This is a genomic window from Mucilaginibacter sp. OAE612, from assembly GCF_041806395.1.
Lineage (GTDB): Bacteria > Bacteroidota > Bacteroidia > Sphingobacteriales > Sphingobacteriaceae > Mucilaginibacter > Mucilaginibacter rubeus.
Genome location: NZ_JBGMUW010000001.1, coordinates 5,326,255 through 5,345,554, shown reverse-complemented (window position 1 = coordinate 5,345,554; position 19,300 = coordinate 5,326,255). Strand labels below are relative to the sequence as shown.

At 45.4% G+C, this 19,300-nt stretch carries 16 protein-coding genes; 5 read left to right on the top strand and 11 right to left on the bottom strand.

The window, feature by feature from the left end; genetic code table 11:
* The first annotated feature begins 183 nt into the window (after positions 1 to 183).
* From ABID99_RS22090 to ftcD, 5 genes are all read left to right on the top strand, one after another.
* Positions 184 to 693 carry a MarR family winged helix-turn-helix transcriptional regulator gene (locus tag ABID99_RS22090; RefSeq protein ID WP_373615132.1) on the top strand — a complete coding sequence of 170 codons (510 nt, stop codon included), beginning with the start codon at positions 184 to 186 and terminating at the stop codon, positions 691 to 693.
* Positions 686 to 2,245 carry a histidine ammonia-lyase gene (hutH, locus tag ABID99_RS22085; protein WP_373615131.1) on the top strand — a complete coding sequence of 520 codons (1,560 nt, stop codon included), beginning with the start codon at positions 686 to 688 and terminating at the stop codon, positions 2,243 to 2,245. The genes ABID99_RS22090 and hutH overlap by 8 nt, the downstream gene beginning before the upstream one ends.
* Entirely contained in the window at positions 2,223 to 3,893 is a 1,671-nt protein-coding gene (hutU, locus tag ABID99_RS22080) for a urocanate hydratase (protein ID WP_090530107.1), read from the top strand. The genes hutH and hutU overlap by 23 nt, the downstream gene beginning before the upstream one ends.
* A gap of 102 nt (positions 3,894 to 3,995) precedes the next feature.
* The gene (gene hutI / locus ABID99_RS22075) at positions 3,996 to 5,222 is read left to right on the top strand and encodes an imidazolonepropionase (protein WP_373615130.1); all 1,227 of its coding nucleotides are present in this window, start codon (positions 3,996 to 3,998) and stop codon (positions 5,220 to 5,222) included.
* Between the two features lie 44 nt (positions 5,223 to 5,266).
* Positions 5,267 to 6,958, top strand: a complete 1,692-nt coding sequence (ftcD, locus tag ABID99_RS22070; protein WP_373615129.1) for a glutamate formimidoyltransferase — start codon at positions 5,267 to 5,269, stop codon at positions 6,956 to 6,958.
* Between the two features lie 306 nt (positions 6,959 to 7,264).
* Here the strand turns inward: ftcD and ilvA are convergent, their stop codons facing one another.
* From ilvA to ilvB, 11 genes are all read right to left on the bottom strand, one after another.
* Positions 7,265 to 8,515: a threonine ammonia-lyase IlvA gene (ilvA, locus tag ABID99_RS22065; protein WP_373615127.1), complete on the bottom strand. Its 1,251-nt coding sequence runs from the start codon at positions 8,513 to 8,515 to the stop codon at positions 7,265 to 7,267.
* A 2-nt stretch (positions 8,516 to 8,517) separates the two neighbouring features.
* On the bottom strand, positions 8,518 to 9,684 hold the full coding sequence (locus ABID99_RS22060) for a 2-isopropylmalate synthase (protein WP_110585567.1): 1,167 nt from the start codon (positions 9,682 to 9,684) through the stop codon (positions 8,518 to 8,520).
* A gap of 252 nt (positions 9,685 to 9,936) precedes the next feature.
* Complete coding sequence (locus ABID99_RS22055; protein WP_373615126.1) at positions 9,937 to 10,692, bottom strand: trans-aconitate 2-methyltransferase; 756 nt, start codon at positions 10,690 to 10,692, stop codon at positions 9,937 to 9,939.
* Between the two features lie 110 nt (positions 10,693 to 10,802).
* The gene (gene leuB, locus ABID99_RS22050; protein WP_373615925.1) at positions 10,803 to 11,873 is read right to left on the bottom strand and encodes a 3-isopropylmalate dehydrogenase; all 1,071 of its coding nucleotides are present in this window, start codon (positions 11,871 to 11,873) and stop codon (positions 10,803 to 10,805) included.
* Positions 11,874 to 11,985: 112 nt separating this feature from the next.
* Positions 11,986 to 12,771 (bottom strand): methyltransferase domain-containing protein, encoded by a 786-nt coding sequence (locus ABID99_RS22045; RefSeq protein WP_373615125.1) that lies wholly within the window; start codon positions 12,769 to 12,771, stop codon positions 11,986 to 11,988.
* A 45-nt stretch (positions 12,772 to 12,816) separates the two neighbouring features.
* Positions 12,817 to 13,407, bottom strand: coding sequence for a 3-isopropylmalate dehydratase small subunit (leuD, locus tag ABID99_RS22040; protein ID WP_090530089.1), 591 nt, complete (start codon positions 13,405 to 13,407; stop codon positions 12,817 to 12,819).
* A gap of 87 nt (positions 13,408 to 13,494) precedes the next feature.
* Entirely contained in the window at positions 13,495 to 13,881 is a 387-nt protein-coding gene (locus tag ABID99_RS22035) for a GxxExxY protein (RefSeq protein WP_090530086.1), read from the bottom strand.
* A 41-nt stretch (positions 13,882 to 13,922) separates the two neighbouring features.
* Positions 13,923 to 15,350 (bottom strand): 3-isopropylmalate dehydratase large subunit, encoded by a 1,428-nt coding sequence (leuC, locus tag ABID99_RS22030; RefSeq protein ID WP_373615123.1) that lies wholly within the window; start codon positions 15,348 to 15,350, stop codon positions 13,923 to 13,925.
* A 161-nt stretch (positions 15,351 to 15,511) separates the two neighbouring features.
* Entirely contained in the window at positions 15,512 to 16,570 is a 1,059-nt protein-coding gene (gene ilvC / locus ABID99_RS22025; protein WP_090531289.1) for a ketol-acid reductoisomerase, read from the bottom strand.
* 249 nt (positions 16,571 to 16,819) lie between these two features.
* Complete coding sequence (gene ilvN, locus ABID99_RS22020; RefSeq protein WP_090530083.1) at positions 16,820 to 17,422, bottom strand: acetolactate synthase small subunit; 603 nt, start codon at positions 17,420 to 17,422, stop codon at positions 16,820 to 16,822.
* 21 nt (positions 17,423 to 17,443) lie between these two features.
* Positions 17,444 to 19,180, bottom strand: a complete 1,737-nt coding sequence (gene ilvB, locus ABID99_RS22015) for a biosynthetic-type acetolactate synthase large subunit (RefSeq protein ID WP_188834456.1) — start codon at positions 19,178 to 19,180, stop codon at positions 17,444 to 17,446.
* Positions 19,181 to 19,300 lie beyond the last annotated feature (120 nt).

Genomic DNA, 19,300 nt, shown 5'->3' with positions numbered 1-19,300 from the left:
TTGAGAGGTATGTAGAGACGCATCACATGCGTCTCCTTTAGGACAAGGTGCTTTGTAAGGTAGTAACTCCGGGGATTTGCAAGGGTAGACGCCTGTGATGCGTCTCTACATTCAAAAAACATAAATATTTAAACGACTCCAAAATAAATTTGCAATTATATAAGCGCTTATATAAATTGCATCATGAATTTATATCAAAGTCTCGGTCATTTGGTTTTGGGTAGCCGTTTGAGGCGGTTGAGCGAAGCTTTTTTGGCCGAAATTAATCGTGCTTATCAAACCGCGGGTATCGATTTTGATGCCAGCTGGTTTCCCGTGTTTTATTTACTATCAAAGAATGATGCTTTATCTATCAAAGAATTAAGCGAACAAATAGAGATATCACATCCGGCCGCCAGTCAGTTGATCACTAACCTGAAAAAACGGGGGCTTGTAAGTACTGATACCTGTAGCGACGATGGCAGGCGGCAACTGGTTACGCTCACTGCCGAAGGGCGTGAGTTGCTGATGCAGGTGATACCTGTTTGGGATGCTATCAGCCTTTCGATGGCCGAACTCGTTGCTAAAGACGAAACTGCAAAACAATTACTGCCGGCCATAAGCGCACTCGAAAACACTTTCAGGCAAGCTAAACTGGCTGATAGCATCGTTGAAAAACTGAATACCAATTTAAAACCAGCCGGCAATGACTAATATATTTAATTACGGCACCGACCATCTCACCATAGGTATCTGCCTTGACATAGCGTCAGGCAAAACCAAAGGCATTATTAATAAAGAAGCCGCAGACATGATCAAATCTTCATGGCGCGAGGTTGAAAAGATTGTACACAGCCATCACCCGGTTTATGGCATAAATACCGGCTTTGGCCCGCTTTGCGATACCCGGATTTCGGAAGAAGATACCAGTTTGCTGCAAAGCAATATCCTCAAAAGCCATAGCGTAGGTGTCGGAAAACCCATCCCGCAGGAAATTGCCAAACTCATGATGATTACCAAAGTGCAGGCTTTGGCACAAGGCTATTCGGGTATTGCGCTTGCAACGCTTGAACGGATCATCTGGCATATCGATAATGATATTATCCCGGTAGTTCCCGAAAAAGGTTCGGTTGGGGCTTCCGGTGACCTGGCACCCTTATCGCACCTGTTTTTACCATTAATTGGTTTGGGAGAAGTATTTGAGAATGGCGGGAGGATACCGGCCGAAGAACTTTTAAAGAAGCACGGTTTACAGCCGTTATCCCTTGGCCCTAAAGAAGGCCTTGCCCTTATCAATGGCACACAGTTTATCCTGGCTTTTGCAGCCAAGGCTGTACAACGCCTGGATGATGTTCTGAACCGTGCCGACCTCATCGGTGCCATGTCATTAGAGGGATTGATGGGCTCTATCCGTCCTTTTGATGAGCGGCTGCACCAGATCAGGCCTTTTAAAGGTACAAGGATGGTAGCCCATCGCCTGTTTACTTTGCTTGACGGATCGGAAATCAATTCGTCGCACATCAATTGTGATAGGGTACAGGATCCATATTCGTTGCGTTGTATGCCGCAGGTACATGGTGCATCGCGCAATGCATGGCTGCACCTGAAAGAGCTTACGGAAATCGAACTCAATTCGGTTACCGATAACCCGGTTATTTTTAACGCCGATGATACGATTAGCGGGGGCAATTTTCATGGGCAGCCCCTTGCTTTGCCGCTTGATTATGCAACCACCGCAGCGGCTGAAATTGGTAACATAGCCGACAGGCGTTGCTACTTGATGAGCGAGGGTCGTTACGGTTTGCCCAAACTGCTTACGCATGATGCCGGACTTAATTCGGGCTTAATGATCCCACAGTATACTACTGCTGCCCTCGTTACCGAAAATAAAACCTTGTGTTTCCCCGCCAGTGCCGATAGCGTGCCTACCTCCTTAGGACAGGAAGATCATGTATCCATGGGCTCCATCAGCGGGCGTAAGCTGCACCAGGTAATAGATAACATTGAATACATTCAGGCTATTGAATTGCTTTACGCAGCCCAGGCCATGGATTTCCGCAGGCCGTTAAAATCGACTCCTGTTATTGAAGCTTGCCATCAATTAGTAAGGCGACACGTTGCTTTTATACAGGATGACCGTGTTTTTGCCGATGATATTAACAGCCTCCACAAACTGATTACGGATGGCTCCCTGCTGAAAACTGCAGGTGAAGCTGCTATCGCTCACCAAATAGATTTAAGTCATGACGAGTTCGGAATTTATTAAAACCTATGCTAATCACCCGGTGTATAAAGCGCCGCGTGGTATGCAGCTTCATGCCAAAAGCTGGCAAACCGAGGCCCCGCTCAGGATGCTGCTTAACAACCTTGATGGCCAGGTAGCCGAAAATCCTGATGAATTGGTTGTTTATGGTGGCATTGGCCAGGCCGCCCGCAATCCTGATGCACTTCGTAAAATTATTGAGTTGCTGCTGGAACTTGACGAATATCATTCGTTGCTTATCCAGTCGGGCAAGCCGGTTGGGATTATCCGCAGTCACCCGGAAGCGCCAAGGGTTTTGATAGCCAACAGTAACCTGGTGCCTGCATGGGCCAACTGGGAACATTTTAATGAGCTGCGCGAAAAAGGGCTGATGATGTACGGACAGATGACTGCCGGCAGCTGGATTTATATAGGTACACAGGGCATTTTGCAGGGCACTTATGAAACCTTTGTGGAATGTGGTAACCAACATTTCAAGGGCGACCTGGCCGGAAAACTCATTGTAAGCGCCGGTTTAGGTGGCATGGGCGGTGCTCAGCCATTGGCTGCAACCATGGCGGGCGCTGTATTTTTAGGTGCCGATGTGGATGCATCCCGGATCCAAAAACGGGTTGATACGAAATATATCGACCGGATGACGGATTCATATGATGAAGCTATCGCCTGGGTAAAAGAAGCCATCGCTAAAAAGGAGCCGCTTTCGGTGGGATTAGTAAGCGATGCCGGTGATTTGCTCGAAAAACTATTGAAAGATAATATCATCCTTGATATGCTTACCGACCAAACTTCGGCACATGATCCGTTAAATGGCTATATTCCCAATGGTTTGTCATTAGATGCTGCCGCTGCTTTGAGGAAAAGCGATGCGGTTGAATATAAACGACTTTCGCTAAAAAGTATGGCAAGGCATGTGAGCTTGATGCTGGAACTACAAAAAAGAGGTGCCATAACATTTGATTATGGCAACAACTTGCGCGAGTTTGCGCGGCAGGGTGGCGAAGCTGATGCTTTTAACTTTCCGGGTTTTACGCCGGCTTATATCCGTCCGCTGTTTTGCGAGGGTAAAGGTCCGTTCAGGTGGGTAGCGTTATCCGGCGATCCGGAGGATATTTATGCTACCGATCAGGCGCTGATCGAAGCTTTTCCCGAAAATAAACCTTTGATTACCTGGCTTAAAAAAGCTCGGGAGAAAATTGCTTTTCAGGGCCTGCCTGCCCGCATCTGCTGGCTTGGGATGGGCGAACGTGAAAAAGCCGGACTGATATTTAACGAACTGGTGGCATCCGGCAAAGTAAAAGGCCCGATAGTAATTGGTCGCGACCACCTGGACTGTGGTTCAGTAGCATCGCCCAACCGGGAAACGGAAGCCATGTTAGATGGCTCGGACGCGGTATCCGACTGGCCGTTGCTTAACCTGATGGCCAATGCATCAGGCGGCGCAACCTGGATCTCGTTCCATCATGGCGGCGGGGTAGGCATGGGCTATTCTCAGCACGCCGGCATGGTGGTACTGGCCGACGGCAGCCATCGCGCAGCAACTTGCCTGAAACGGGTATTACATAACGACCCGGCTATGGGTATTTTTAGGCATACTGATGCCGGATATGATAAAGCTGCCGAATGGGCGGATAAGTTTGGGTTGAGAGCTTAAAGCAAAAGTCAAAGACTCAAAGCTTTTATCGAAATATTGTTTATGTCTTCATTTGGTTAAGGAAGCTTTATGCTTTCAGCCTTTTGCATTCAGCTTAAAAAGATGAAAAAACTAATAGGTCCATTCACTCAAATACTGCCTTTAACAGGCTTGCCGCTTAAAGGCGCGCTGAAGGATGAGCAATTGCAGATTGTTACCAACGGCGGCGTATTGGTTGAAGATTGCCTTATATTAGCTGTTGATGATTTTGAAAAGCTCCGTAAAAACCACCCGTCGGTGCAAATAGAAGAAATAACCGGCGATCAGATCTTGCTGCCTGGCTTTGTGGATTGCCATACGCATATCTGTTTTGCAGGTAGCCGGGCTAAGGATTATGCCATGCGCAATGCCGGTAAAAGCTATCTGGAAATTGCAGCCTCGGGCGGCGGGATCTGGGATTCTGTTACGCAAACCCGTTCGGCAGCAGAAACTGAATTAAGCAATTTACTGACGAAACGGATAGCCCGTCATTTGGCAGAAGGCGTAACAACTGTTGAAGTTAAAAGCGGTTACGGTTTGTCGGTAACTGAAGAACTCAAACAGCTAAAAGCTATTCATCAGGCTGCTAACAAAACTCACACTCATATTGTACCAACCTGCCTTGCCGCGCACATTAAACCCAAAGATTTTGATGGTACTGAAAGTGAATATCTGAAGTATCTGTTAAATGATCTGTTGCCAAAGATAAAGCAGCAGGATCTGGCAAATCGTGTTGATATTTTTATTGAGCAAAGTGCTTTTAATACCAGCGATGCGCTGTTTTATTTAAGCAGGGCCAAGCAAATGGGTTTTGAGGCTACCGTTCATGCCGATCAGTTTACAACCGGTGGGAGCGAAGTGGCAGTTAAGGCAAGGGCCGCTTCTGCCGATCATCTGGAGGCCAGCGGCGATTATGAAATAAAATTATTGGCCAATTCAGATACCGTTGCCGTAACTTTACCCGGTGCTTCATTGGGTTTGGGAATGGGGTATGCCCCTACCCGGAAACTGCTTGATGCCGGAGCCTGCCTCGCCATTGCCAGCGACTGGAACCCCGGCTCGGCACCGATGGGCGATCTGCTGATGCAGGCATCAGTAATGGCTGCGGCTGAGAAGTTAAGCACTGCCGAAGTTTTCGCCGGCTTAACCTATCGTGCAGCGCAGGCCTTAAAACTAAATGATCGCGGCGTATTGACCAGAGGCAAGCTTGCCGATATGCAGGCCTATCCTTGTAACGATTACCGCGAAATATTATATCAACAGGGAAAACTAAAACCAGTCCGCGTTTGGACGGCAGAGAATAACGATTAAGCAAGTTTTGCAACTTGCTTAGCTACCAATGAACCATTGAACTAATGACCAAATTAATAGAATGCGTACCCAATTTTAGCGAAGGTGTTAACCTCGATATCATTAAACAGATAACAGATGCAGTTGAATCTGTTGAGGGGGTAAGACTACTCAATGTTGATCCGGGAAAGGCGACTAACCGTACCGTGGTAACTTTTGTGGGCGAACCGGAAAAAGTGATTGAAGCCGCCTATCGTGCCATAAAAAAAGCAGGCGAACTGATTGATATGAGCAGGCAAAAAGGCGAACACCCAAGGATGGGCGCAACAGATGTTTGCCCGCTGATACCGATTAGTAATATCACCATGGAGGAAACTGCTGAATATGCAACGCAGCTTGCCAAACGCGTTGGCGAGGAGTTACAGATCCCGGTTTATTTGTATGAGGCTGCGCAGCCTAACAAAAGCCGGAGTAACCTCTCGGTGATCCGCGCAGGGGAGTATGAGGGTTTTTTCAAGAAGATCAAACAACCCGAGTGGGCACCCGATTTCGGCTCGGCGGAGAACGATGTTAAGCGCGGGGCAACTGTAATTGGGGCACGTGATTTTTTAGTTGCTTATAATGTTAACCTGAATACTACATCCGTCCGCAGGGCAAATTCTATCGCTTTTGACGTGCGTGAAGCCGGCCGTACCCTGCGTGAGGGTGATCCGATCAATGGTAAAATAGTATATGACGAAAATGGTAAGGCCAAAACTATTCCCGGTTCATTAAAGTCGGTAAAAGCTATCGGTTGGTATATTGAGGAATATGGCGTTGCCCAGATCTCGATGAATTTGACCAATATTAATATTACCCCGGTGCATAAGGCTTTTGATGAAGTGTGTGATAAAGCTGCCGCGCGCGGCATCAGGGTAACAGGCAGCGAGCTTGTAGGCCTGATACCGTTGAAAGCGATGCTTGATGCGGGCAAATATTTTTTAGAGAAGCAGCAGCGTTCTGTAGGTGTAAGCGAAAAAGAACTGATCAGGATAGCTATTAAATCAATGGGACTGGATGAACTTTCGCCGTTTAAGCCGGAGGAACGCATTATTGAATATTTACTAAAAGATAAGGCCGACAGTAAACTTATTAACATGAGCCTTACCGACCTGGCCGATGAAACTGCAAGCGAAAGCCCAGCGCCGGGTGGTGGTTCGATTTCAGCCGCTGTTGGTGCTTTAGGCGCATCGTTGGCTACAATGGTGGCTAACCTGAGTTCGCATAAAAAAGGCTGGGACAGCCGCTGGCGGGAGTTTAGCGACTGGGCACAAAAAGGACAGCAGTTTAAAAACGAACTTTTAGCATTAGTTGACCAGGATACAACAGCCTTTAACCAAATCATGCAAGCATTCTCCCTACCCAAATCAAACAATGAGGAAAAAGCAGCCCGTGATAAGGCCATACAGGACGCCACCCGTTATGCTATTGAGATCCCTTTTAAGGTAATGGAGGCTGCTTTGGACAGCATGGAAGTAATAAAAGCAATGACGCTAAGCGGTAATCCCAATTCCATAACCGATGCTGGTGTGGCCGCCCTTTGTGCCCGCACTGCGGTATTGGGCGCCTTCATGAACGTTAAGATCAACGCCTCGGGTTACAAGGATAAGGACTATGTAATCGATATTATTTACCGAGGAAATGAAATTGAGCGGAAAGCTATTGCGCTGGAGGCGGAGATTATTGAGTTAGTGAATGAGAAAATAGGGTTGGAATAGCCGAAGCTGCTCCCAAAACGTCATTTTAAGACAGACTTAACGCCAACGGCGCAAGTGTTGCGCGGATGACTGTGGGAATGTTCACTTGTGCCTGGTAGGAGGACAGATGATTTATAAGGGGCTCTCCTTTATGTCATTGTGAGGCACGAAGCAATCGCACGGAAGCATGGCCGCTCTGTATTGTATGCGATTGCCACGCTCCGCTCGCAATGACATGGTTTTTATACAGCTATATAAACAATAATCCCCGGTATGCAAGTCTGGCTTGTATATCGGGGACTGCTTCGTTTCTCGCAAAGGCATAGTTTACACCAAATACTCAAACAAAGTTTGATCTTTATTCAGTTCAATAACATTGAAACGGTGCGCATGCATCCGTTGTAACAAGGCCGGATAATCTTCAGCATTTTTCAGCTCGATACCTACCAGTGCCGGGCCGTTTTCTTTTTCATTCTTTTTGATAAATTCGAAACGGGTAATATCGTCGCCTGGGCCTAATACACTGTTCACAAATAGCTTCAATGCACCTGGGCGTTGCGGGAAACGTACAATAAAGTAATGTTTCAATCCCTCGTACAGCAGTGATTTTTCTTTGATCTCCTGCATGCGGGCAATATCGTTATTACCACCACTGATGATGCAAACTACCTTTTTACCTTTAATCTGCTCTTTGCATGCGTCGAGCGCAGCAACAGATAGCGCGCCTGCGGGTTCAACCACTATGGCATCCTCGTTGTATAGTTTGAGTATGGTGGTGCAGATTTTACCTTCGGGCACCAGTAGCATATCGTCCAGGATATCTTTGCAGATATTGTAAGTTAACGTGCCAACACGTTTAACGGCAGCACCGTCAACAAAGCGGTCTATCTCGTCTAACGTAATTGGCTTACCATGATTTATGGCACCCAGCATAGATGGGGCGCCTTCGGGTTCAACGCCTATCAGGCGGATATCAGGATTGTTATTCTTAAGATAGGTGCCTGTTCCCGACGCAAAGCCGCCACCGCCGATAGGCATAATCGCTACTTCAATATCCGGAAGGTCCTGCAGTATTTCAACGCCTACGGTTCCCTGGCCTTCAATAACGCGGTAGTCATCGAAAGGAGGGATGAAGGTCATCTGGTTTTTTTCGGTGTAGGCGAGCGCCTCGGCCAGGCAATCATCAAAAGTATCACCGGTGAGTATGATCTCTATATTACCATTGCCAAACATGGCGGTTTGTTTAACCTTTTGTTTGGGGGTAATCTCGGGCATAAAAATTACACCTTTGATATTCTTTTTATTGCATGAAAAGGCTACGCCCTGGGCATGGTTACCCGCGCTGGCGCAAACCACGCCGCGGCTCAACTCATCGTCATTTAACTGACTGATCATGTTGTATGCGCCGCGCAACTTATAGGAGCGAACAACCTGCAGGTCTTCGCGTTTTAAATAAACCTCACACTCGTATTTGGCCGAAAGACCGGCGTTATATTGCAGCGGGGTACGTTTCACAACGTCCTTTATCCGCTGGTATGCCGCTTCAAAATCAAGCTGGCTTTTTGTATCAGTTTCCATTGTTAGTTTTTTACCAGTCGGTGCGCCATTAGGCCTTGCAAATCCTGGTCATTGATGTCAAGCTTGCTATCGGCAAGCGTTAAAAAGTTATTGTAAACAAAAGCAAGTTCTTCCTTATCCAGCGTGTATCCTAAACGCTCCAGATGGAATTTCAGAGCATGCCTGCCGCTACGCGCGGTTAGCACTATTGTGGCGCTCGGAAAGCCTACATCTTCAGGGCGAATGATCTCGTAGTTTTCACGCATTTTCAGGAAGCCGTCCTGGTGAATGCCAGAACTGTGTGCAAAGGCATTTGCACCTACAATAGCTTTGTTTGGCTGTACCGGCATCCGCATTTGCGTACGGATCATCTGGCTCAATTCATAGAATTTTTTAGAGTCGATTTGAGTATGCAAGCCTAAGGTGTGATGTGTTTTGAGGATCATCACCACTTCTTCGATAGAAGTATTACCTGCACGTTCGCCGATACCGTTAATGGTACCTTCAATTTGGCGGGCACCGTTTTGTAAACCGGCTATAGAGTTGGCAGTAGCCAAGCCAAGGTCGTTATGGCAATGAACCGAAATGATAGCTTTATCAATGTTTTTAACGTTCTCTTTCAGAAACTTGATCTTAGCGCCATACTGATCTGGTAAGCAATAACCGTTTGTGTCGGGAATGTTTACCACAGTTGCACCGGCAGCAATAACAGCCTCAACCATTTGGGCAAGGTATACCACATCGGCCCTGCCGGCATCTTCGGCATAAAACTCAATATCCTCGACAGATTTTTTGGCGTATTTAACAGCTTCAACGGCACGCTCCAGAATTTCTTCGCGGGTGCTGTTGAATTTATGCTTAATGTGCATATCAGACGAACCGATACCGGTATGGATCCTCGGACGTTTGGCATATTGCAGAGATGCTACAGCAGCGTCAATATCACCTTTGTTGGCGCGGGTAAGTGCGCAAACAGTAGGCTCTTTAACAGCTTTTGAAATTTCAACAACGCTTTGGAAGTCGCCCGGACTTGAAACCGGGAAACCTGCTTCAATAATATCCACGCCCAGTAGTTCCAGTTCCTTAGCTATCTCAATCTTTTCGGGGGTTGTTAACTGGCAACCCGGTACCTGCTCGCCATCGCGGAGCGTGGTATCAAAAACATAAACGCGGTTGGGATCGTGTAACATATCTTTTATTTTGATTTGAGATGTTAGATATGAGATTTGAGACTCATCACCTTACATCAGTTTTTAATTAGATTTGAGATGTTAGATATGAGATTTGAGACCCTTATCTTATCCATCTTTTATTTATATTTTATTTCGCTTGAGATTTACAATCTGTTAGAGGAAACTAAAATTTAAGTTAAGCAAAAAGTCTCATATCTCAAATCTCACGTTTCACATCTGCTTTCAGATCCCACGTCTCATACCTAAGTCCTATTTTTTAATGGCAATAAACCTTAACCTTTTGTAATCGGCGTACCATTGGCCGTTTTCATTGTAAAAAGGTTCAAGCTTTTTGGTGATCTCGGTCAGAATCTGCTCTTTCTCATCCTCGGGAATGCCTTCTAAAAACTGTGCCCCAAACATCGTTATCCATTTGGCTACACCCTGGTCGCCGTCCTGCAGCGGGGTTTTACGGTCATAATGAATCACGTAAGTAACCCTGAAGCCATGTTCTTCCAGTTTGGTAGCATATTCGCCAACTGAAGGAAAATACCAAACTTTGGTATCAGCTTTTTCATTGTAACCATGATTATGCAGCACCAGTTTAGTAGCCTCAATCAAACGTTCAACATTCCCCTGGCCGCCCATTTCGGCAACAAACCTGCCACCCTGTTTAAGGCTTTTGGCTACGCTGTGGATAGCACCATTGGCATCAAGCACCCAATGCAGCGCTGCGTTAGAAAATACTGCATCGTACTTTTCTTCGGCGTGAAAATCAGCCGCGTTCTCTACCGCGAAGTCCACGTCAGGGTAAAGCTGTTTAGCCTGAGCTATCATTTCGGGTGAATAATCGGTGCCTTTTACAATAGCGCCTTTATCCTGTATTTGTTTAGTTAAATGGCCTGTACCACAACCCAAATCGAGGATGCGTTCACCGGGTTTCACATCCAGCAACTCAAGCACATCTTCTCCGTATTTGAATACGAAGGCATGTTTTTGGTCGTATAAATCAGCGTTCCATTTCATTGTTTTATATGATTACACCGATGTTTTTGATTACACCGATCTTTGTTTTTTGGGATTTTACCGATTGATTAATGATTTCACCGGTTCCCTGCCTGATCTCTAATCTCAGCCTACAAATACTCCAGTACTTTTTGGCCCATAGCCGTAGTGCCTAAAATTTTGGCTTTGTCGGTACTGGCATCAGCGATATCGCCGGTGCGGTAACCGTCTTTCAGTGTTTTATCAATAGCGTCGGTTATCTTTTTAGCTTCTTCTTTTAAGCCGAAACTAATTTCAAGCATTAAAGCTACTGATAATATTGATGCCAGCGGATTTGCTTTATCCTGACCGGCAATGTCATGTGCCGAACCATGGATAGGCTCGAAAAATCCTGTGCCGTCACCTACCGAAGCCGAAGCCAGCATACCCATTGAACCTGCAATTTGTGATGCTTCGTCGGTAAGGATATCACCAAAAAGGTTAGCGGTTAATACCACATCAAACTTTTTAGGGTTTTTAACCAGCTGCATGGCCGCGTTATCAATAAACATATGCTCGGTTTCAACATCAGGGTATCGTTTGGCAATTTCCTGTACTACCTCACGCCATAAGCGGGAAGCCTCCAGTACGTTTGCTTTATCAACCGAACATAACCTTTTACCACGTACACGGGCTGCCTCGTATGCTTTAATAGCGATACGCTCAACTTCGTAACGTGAATAGATCATCAGGTCTGATGCTGTATTACGATCTTCACTGCGTTTTTTCTCACCGAAGTAAACGTCGCCGGTCAGTTCGCGGAAGAAAAGGATATCGGTACCTTTCAGGATCTCAGGCTTAAGGCTTGATGCATCCAAAAGCTCATCAAACAGCATAATAGGACGCAGGTTGGCATATAGGCCAAGCTCTTTACGGATCTTTAATAATCCCTGCTCCGGACGTACTTTGGCTGAAGGATCATTATCATATTTGATGTGACCGATAGCGCCAAACAGGATAGCGTCGCTTGCTTTAGCTTTAGCCAGTGTTTCATCGGGTAGCGGATTACCGGTTGCCTCGATACCCGCGTGGCCCATCAGGGCTTCATCGAAAGTAAATTCGTGGCCAAAATCCTGACCGATTTTTTCTAAAACTGCTTTACCCCAGGTAGTAACCTCTGGGCCTATCCCGTCGCCGGGTATTACTAATATGTGTTTTTTAATTCCCATAACCCTAATCTCTGCCTGAGGCAGCGGTTTTTTGTTTTATAGATGTTTATTTTATTCGGGTTTTACGCCGCGTACTTCTTTTAGTTTCATCACCATTTGCTCGGCTTCATTTTCCACCCAGATTGGTGTACTCATCAATAGCCAGCAAGCGCGATTCATCGTCAATATAGCCTTCCTCAACCATTTGCTTTGACTGGGCTACTTTTGCCCAGATGCCTGCTTTGCCTTCAAAGTTATATTCGCCTTTTTGGTAAACCTCATCGGCATTAAATACCTCGATGTTGGTATAGCCTGCTTCCTGCAAATATTCCGGCAAATCTTCGGCAATATGGTTATTCATGCCGGCATCGCCTCTCCACCTTAAAAAGGTAGCATAAAAGCGTTGCATGCTTGCCGGTGGTTGCGGTTGCCATTGTAAAGCCTCGTGGTTATAATCCAAAATGGATATCGTACCACCAGGTTTTAACAACGAATACATTTTTTTCAAAGCCTCAACTGGATTGCTCAGCCATTGTAAAACGCGGGCCGATACAATAAGATCGTACTGTTCTTCCGGCTCAAAGCTGAACAGATCAGTATAAATGAGCTCCATATTTTGAACCGAAGCATAAGTTTCCTTACCGCTCTGGATAAAATATTCGGTATTATCAATGCCCGTAACATGACCGCTTTCACCAACCAACGCGGCAATATCCTTAGAAATAGCGCCGGTACCACAACCAACGTCCAGTACCTTCAGGCCAGGCCTAAGCAGGGGGGCAAGGGTTGCATAATCATTCGCTAAACTCCGTTCGTCGAATAATTTGGCGGTACCTTTACCTTCTCGCTGAATATGTTTTTGTTGGTTCATTAGTTCATTAGTTTGGTCCATAGTCGATGGTCCATAGTCCATAGCCATTTAGTTTTAATCTATGGTCCATGGACTATAAACTATCGTCTATCTTGCTAACTCAAATTCCTCAATTTTTCCTTTTTGGCTTAAGATGTAGTCGATATCATCGTAGCCGTTTATCAGGCAGGCCTTTTTGTATGGGTTGATCTCGAAACTTTCTTTTTCGCCGGTTGATGAGATGGTAATGGTCTGGCTTTCCAGGTCGATCTCTACTTCAGCTTTGTGATCGGCATAAACGGCATCGAAGATCTTTTTCAGAAAATCGTCACTTACCTGTACCGGTAATAAGCCATTGTTAAGGGCATTGCCTTTAAAGATATCAGCAAAAAAGCTGCTCACTACTGCATCGAAACCATAATCAGATATGGCCCATGCAGCGTGCTCACGGCTACTGCCGCAACCAAAGTTTTTGCCTGCTACCAAGACTTTACCGCTGAAGGTTGGGTGATTAAGCACGAAATCAGCTTTAGGATTATCGTTCTCATCAAAACGCCAATCGCGGAATAAATTATTGCCAAAACCATCTCGGGTTGTGGCCTTCAAAAACCTTGCAGGGATGATCTGGTCGGTATCGATATTCTCGATAGGCAAAGGCACTACGCTGGTTTGAATGTGTTTAAATATTTTAGTTGCCATCTGAATCAGAATTTACAGAATTTTAGAATTTACAGAATGCTTGTGTTATTTGCAAAATGCTAATCTTAAACTCAGTTTCTATGTTATTCAATTTAGTTTAATGTTATATTTTGGATTGAAGATCAATTTATATTGGAGACTTTGGCTACCAAAGTTTATCAGCAAACCTATCGGGAAATCATAAGTAACGGTATAGTTTTTTGCTTGTGCTAAATGTACGTCATCCAAATTAATGATAGCTTTTAACTCGACCGATAGCTTCCCCTCAACTACAAAATCCGCTCTTCTTATTCCAACCCCAATCCCTTCATAAAATATCGTATGTTCTAACTCTCTTGCAAAGCTTATTCCTGCTTTTTCAAATTCGATAGCTAAACAACGTTGATAAATTACTTCCTGAAATCCGTTGCCCAATGTATTATGAACGCGCATCGCACAACCAATAATTTTGTACGTGAGCGTATCTTTTTCCATCTGGTTAATCAGAGTTTACAGCTATGCTTTTTTAAATTCTGTTAATTCTCCAATTCTGCAAATTCTGATTCAGACAGCATCGACCTGATATCCGTAACCACACCCGTAATTGCACTCGCAGCCGCTGTTAACGGACTGGCAAGGAAAGTACGGCTGTTTGGCCCTTGTCTTCCTTCAAAGTTGCGGTTTGAGGTTGATACGCAATATTTACCTGCCGGGATTTTATCCTCGTTCATACCAAGGCATGCGCTGCAGCCTGGTTCGCGAAGTGGGAAACCGGCTTCGTTAAATATTTTATCGAGGCCTTCGGCTATGGCTTGCTGCTGTACTTGTTTTGAGCCGGGAACTACCCATACGGTAACATTATCAGCTTTGTGTTTGCCTTTTACAAACTCGGCAACCTGACGAAGGTCTTCAATGCGCGAGTTGGTGCAGCTGCCGATGAAGACGTAATCAATTGGTTTACCCAATAGTGTTTCATCATCGTGCAGGCCCATGTAATCAAGGGCTTTTTTATATGATCCCTGCTCTTTGGCTTCAAATGAAGCTGTTTCAGGAACGTGTTGTGTAACACCGATGCCCATACCCGGATTGGTTCCGTAGGTGATCATCGGCTCAATATCTTCGGCTTTAAAGGATAATACTTCGTCAAAAGATGCATCAGCATCCGAGTATAAAGTTTTCCAGTAAGCAACTGCTTTGTCCCACTCTTCGCCTTTAGGAGCAAATTCACGGTCTTTTACGTAGTTGATGGTGGTTTCGTCGGGAGCAATCAGTCCGCAACGTGCACCCATCTCAATACTCATGTTGCAGATGGTCATGCGGCCTTCCATGCTCAGTGAGCGGATGGTATCGCCTGCATACTCAACAGCATAACCGGTACCACCGGCAGCCGAGATCTGCGATATGATGTAAAGGATAATATCTTTGGCACCAACGCCTTTTTGCAATTTTCCGTTCACTCCAATTTTCATGCGTTTTGGGCGCGATTGAAGTAAACATTGGGTAGCCAACACCTGCTCAACCTGAGATGTACCTATACCAAAGGCAATAGCACCAAAAGCGCCGTGGGTTGAAGTATGGCTGTCGCCACAAACATAAGTACCACCCGGACGGGTGATGCCCAGCTCGGGGCCTATAACGTGAACGATACCCTGGTACGGGTGGCCTAAGCCATATAGCTCAACACCAAACTCTTTACAGTTTTTGGTGAGCATATCTACCTGGTAGCGTGAAAGTTCTTCTTTAATGGGTAAGTGCTGATCAATGGTTGGAACGTTGTGATCTGCAGTGGCCACAGTTTGTTTTGGCCTGAAAACGGGCAAGCCTCTTTGACGCAAGCCATCAAATGCCTGCGGACTGGTTACCTCGTGAATGAAATGTGTATCGATATACAAAATATCCGGGAACCCCTCGCTGCTGCTGACGACGTGCGCATCCCAGATCTTATCAAATAATGTTTGTCCCATTTTATTATTTTTCTTTAGTAACGTCATTGCGAGGTACGGAGCAATCCCCGATTAGCAGATCCGATCTGTAAAGTTTGAGATTGCTTCGTGCCTCGCAATGACGTGTTGGTGAGTTTATTTTAAGGCTTTCGCCTTTTACCTTTCGGCTTTCACCTAATTTATTAAGCTTCTACAACCTGGTTTTCAGGGCGTAAGCTGCGTACGGTTTTGCCTGCTTGCCATAATTCGCTTTCGCGTAATTCTTTCAGTTCGGCATCCAGTTTTTCACGGTAATCTGGCTGGCTGTTTGAGTCAATAGAACGTTGAGATTCTTTACCTGTAGCAACGCTTTCGTAAAGCTCTTCAAATACTGGTTTAGTAGCGTCACGGAATTTTTTCCACCAGTCAAGGGCACCACGTTGAGCAGTAGTTGAGCAGTTAGCATACATCCAGTCCATACCGTTTTCAGCAACAAGTGGCATTAATGATTGGGTAAGCTCTTCAACAGTTTCGTTAAATGCTTCAGATGGAGAGTGACCATGGCTACGCAATACATCGTACTGAGCAGCAAAGATACCCTGAACGCAACCCATCAAAGTACCACGCTCGCCGGTTAAATCGCTGTATACTTCTTTTTTGAAGTTAGTTTCGAATAAGTAACCGCTACCTACAGCGATACCTAAAGCGATAACACGATCAAAAGCTTTACCTGTAGCATCCTGGAAGATGGCATAGCTTGAGTTTAAGCCACGGCCTTGCAGGAACATACGGCGTAATGAAGTACCTGAACCTTTAGGAGCAACCAGGAACACATCAACATCAGCAGGAGGTACGATGCCAGTTTGCTCGTTGAAAGTGATACCAAAGCCATGAGAGAAATATAAAGCTTTGCCTGGGGTTAAGTGTTTTTTAACAGTTGGCCATAACGCAATCTGGGCTGCATCGCTCAATAAGTAGCAAATCACAGTTCCCCTTTGCAAGGCTTCTTCAATTTCAAAAAGTGTTTCGCCGGGTACAAAACCATCGCTGATAGCTTTATCCCAAGTTTTAGTGCCTTTACGCTGACCAACAATTACGTTGATACCATTGTCTTTTTGGTTCAGGGCCTGGCCCGGACCTTGTACACCGTAGCCAATTACCGCTACTACTTCATCTTTTAATACTTCCTGAGCTTTTGATAAAGGGAACTCTTCGCGGGTTACTACGTTTTCTTCAGTGCCGCCGAAATTTAGTTTTGCCATTGTTTTTTTGATTTTTGTGATTTCACCGATTAGTGGTGATTTCACCGATTTTATTTGTATTGAGTAATTTATTTTCTTTTGTGATTTCACCGATTATTGGATGACTACACCGATTTTGACCGTTGATGGGTTTTGATTACGTTGATTTCACTGATTAAGACTTCCGGCTATGAACCATGATCTATCAACCATGAACCAACTCAACTAATCTCTATTCTCCAATCACTAATCTCTCCGCCTTCGGCGGGTTTACATCGTAAACACCTTCTCACCCTGGTTAAGGTATTCATTTTCGATTACCTCTTCACCTGGTTCAAGCCTTTCAAATTCGCGCAGTTTGCTGTTAAAGCCTTCACTGTCTTTAATGATAGCAACACGGGCGCTGCGTACAAACTCAATCAGGCCGTAAGGTTGTAATATGTTGATCAGGTTATCGGTTTCCTCGCGGTGACCGGTGGTTTCAAACACGGTGTAGTCCTTACGGATCACTACCGCGCGAGCACCGTTTTCGCGTAGTAAACGCTCAACGCTAACCTTTTCGGCAATTACATCGGTTGATACCTTATATAACGCTAATTCCTGCCAAATCACATCTTCGTTGGTGTGATAATATGCTTTTAACACCTCAACCTGTTTTTCTATCTGGCGGGTAAGCTTACGTACTACCTCTTCATATTCGTTAATTACAATATTGAAACGGTGAATACTTTCAATCTCCGACGGAGAAGTATTCAGGCTGTCGATATTGATTTTACGGCGTGTAAATATAATAGCTATCCTGCTTAATAAACCAATTTGGTTTTCGGTATATATGGTGATGTTAAATTCCTGTTTTTTTTCTGCTTCGCTCATGATTCTGTTTTTTTAGAGGGCTTACTTTAACCTGATCTCGCTTACGCTGCATCCTTGTGGTACCATCGGGAATACGTTGTTCTCTTTGGTAACCATTATTTCTAAAAGGAATGATCCCGGTGCGCTTAGCATTTCATTTAATGCTGCAGTCAAATCCGCACGGTCATCAACTAATTTGCCCGGGATGCGGTATGCTGCGGCTAATGCCACAAAATCCGGACTTTGAATATCAACAAATGAGTAACGGCGCTGATTAAATAATTCCTGCCATTGTCTTACCATGCCCAGGAAGCGGTTATTAAGGATGATAATTTTTACATCGATACCGCTTTGCATAATAGTACCCAATTCCTGGCAGGTCATCTGGAAACCTCCATCGCCAATAATAGCTACTACAGTACGATCCTGAGCGCCAAATTTAGCACCTATAGCAGCAGGCAATGCAAAACCCATGGTTCCTAAACCACCGCTGGTTACGTTGCTGCGGGTATTGTTAAACTTAGCGTAGCGACATGCTACCATTTGGTGCTGACCTACGTCGGTAACGATAACTGCCTCGCCTTTGGTAATCTCGTTAAGCTGTTTGATTACCTCGCCCATAGTCATTTCAGGCGTAGTTGGATTAAGTTCGTTATGGATAACGGCCTCAACTTCCTGGCGGGTGTAGTCATTGAATTTAGCTAACCATTCTGTATGTTCTTTCTTTTCGATGGCCTTGGTCAGCAATGGAAGTGTTTCCTTGCAATCGCCCCAAACCGGTACGGTTGATTTTACGTTTTTGTCGATCTCGGCAGGGTCAATATCTAAGTGAACAACTTTTGCTTGTTTAGCATATTTATCCAGGCGACCGGTTACACGGTCGTCAAAACGCATACCTATCGCGATCAATACATCGCACTCATTGGTTAACACGTTAGGGCCGTAGTTGCCGTGCATACCTAACATACCAACATTTAACGGGTGATCGGAAGGGATAGCACCGGCACCAAGCACTGTCCATGCTGCAGGGATACCGCTTTTTTCAACAAAGGCTTTAAACTCCTGCTCGGCACCGCCCAAAATAACACCCTGACCAAACAGGATGAAAGGTTTCTGAGCGCTGTTGATTAGGGCAGCAGCCTGCTCAATATATTGCGGACGAACGATTGGTTTCGGCCTGTAGCTACGGATATGATCGCATGGTTTGTAACCTGCGAAATCAAACAACTGGATCTGCGCGTTTTTGGTAATGTCTATCAATACCGGACCTGGCCTGCCGCTACGGGCAATGTAAAATGCCTTGGCAATAACTTCCGGGATTTCGGTGGCATCAGTTACCTGGTAGTTCCATTTGGTAACCGGGGTGGTGATGTTGATTACGTCAGTTTCCTGGAAGGCATCGGTACCTAAAAGGTGCGCGAATACCTGTCCGGTGATACAAACCAATGGGGTACTATCGATCTGGGCATCGGCCAAGCCTGTTACCAGGTTGGTAGCGCCCGGGCCGCTGGTGGCAAATACCACACCCACTTTGCCCGATGTACGTGCATAACCCTGGCCGGCGTGAATACCGCCCTGTTCGTGGCGTACCAGTATATGGTTCAGTTTATCATTATAATCAAACAAAGCATCATAAATGGGCATGATAGCGCCTCCTGGGTAACCAAAAATGGTATCGGTACCTTCGGCTATCAATGCTTCCAATAATGCTACCGATCCTGAAACGTTTACGGTTTCGGTGGCGGCTGGCGCGGTTAAGGTTTCTTGTGCAGTTTCCATACCTGTATTTTTTATATTCACAGCACTTTTTGGTGCTAAACTGATTTATTCTATCTGTCTCTAATTTGCTAAAATGAACGGGCTTAGTTTGTGTTCATTTTATTCATGGCTTTTTTATGA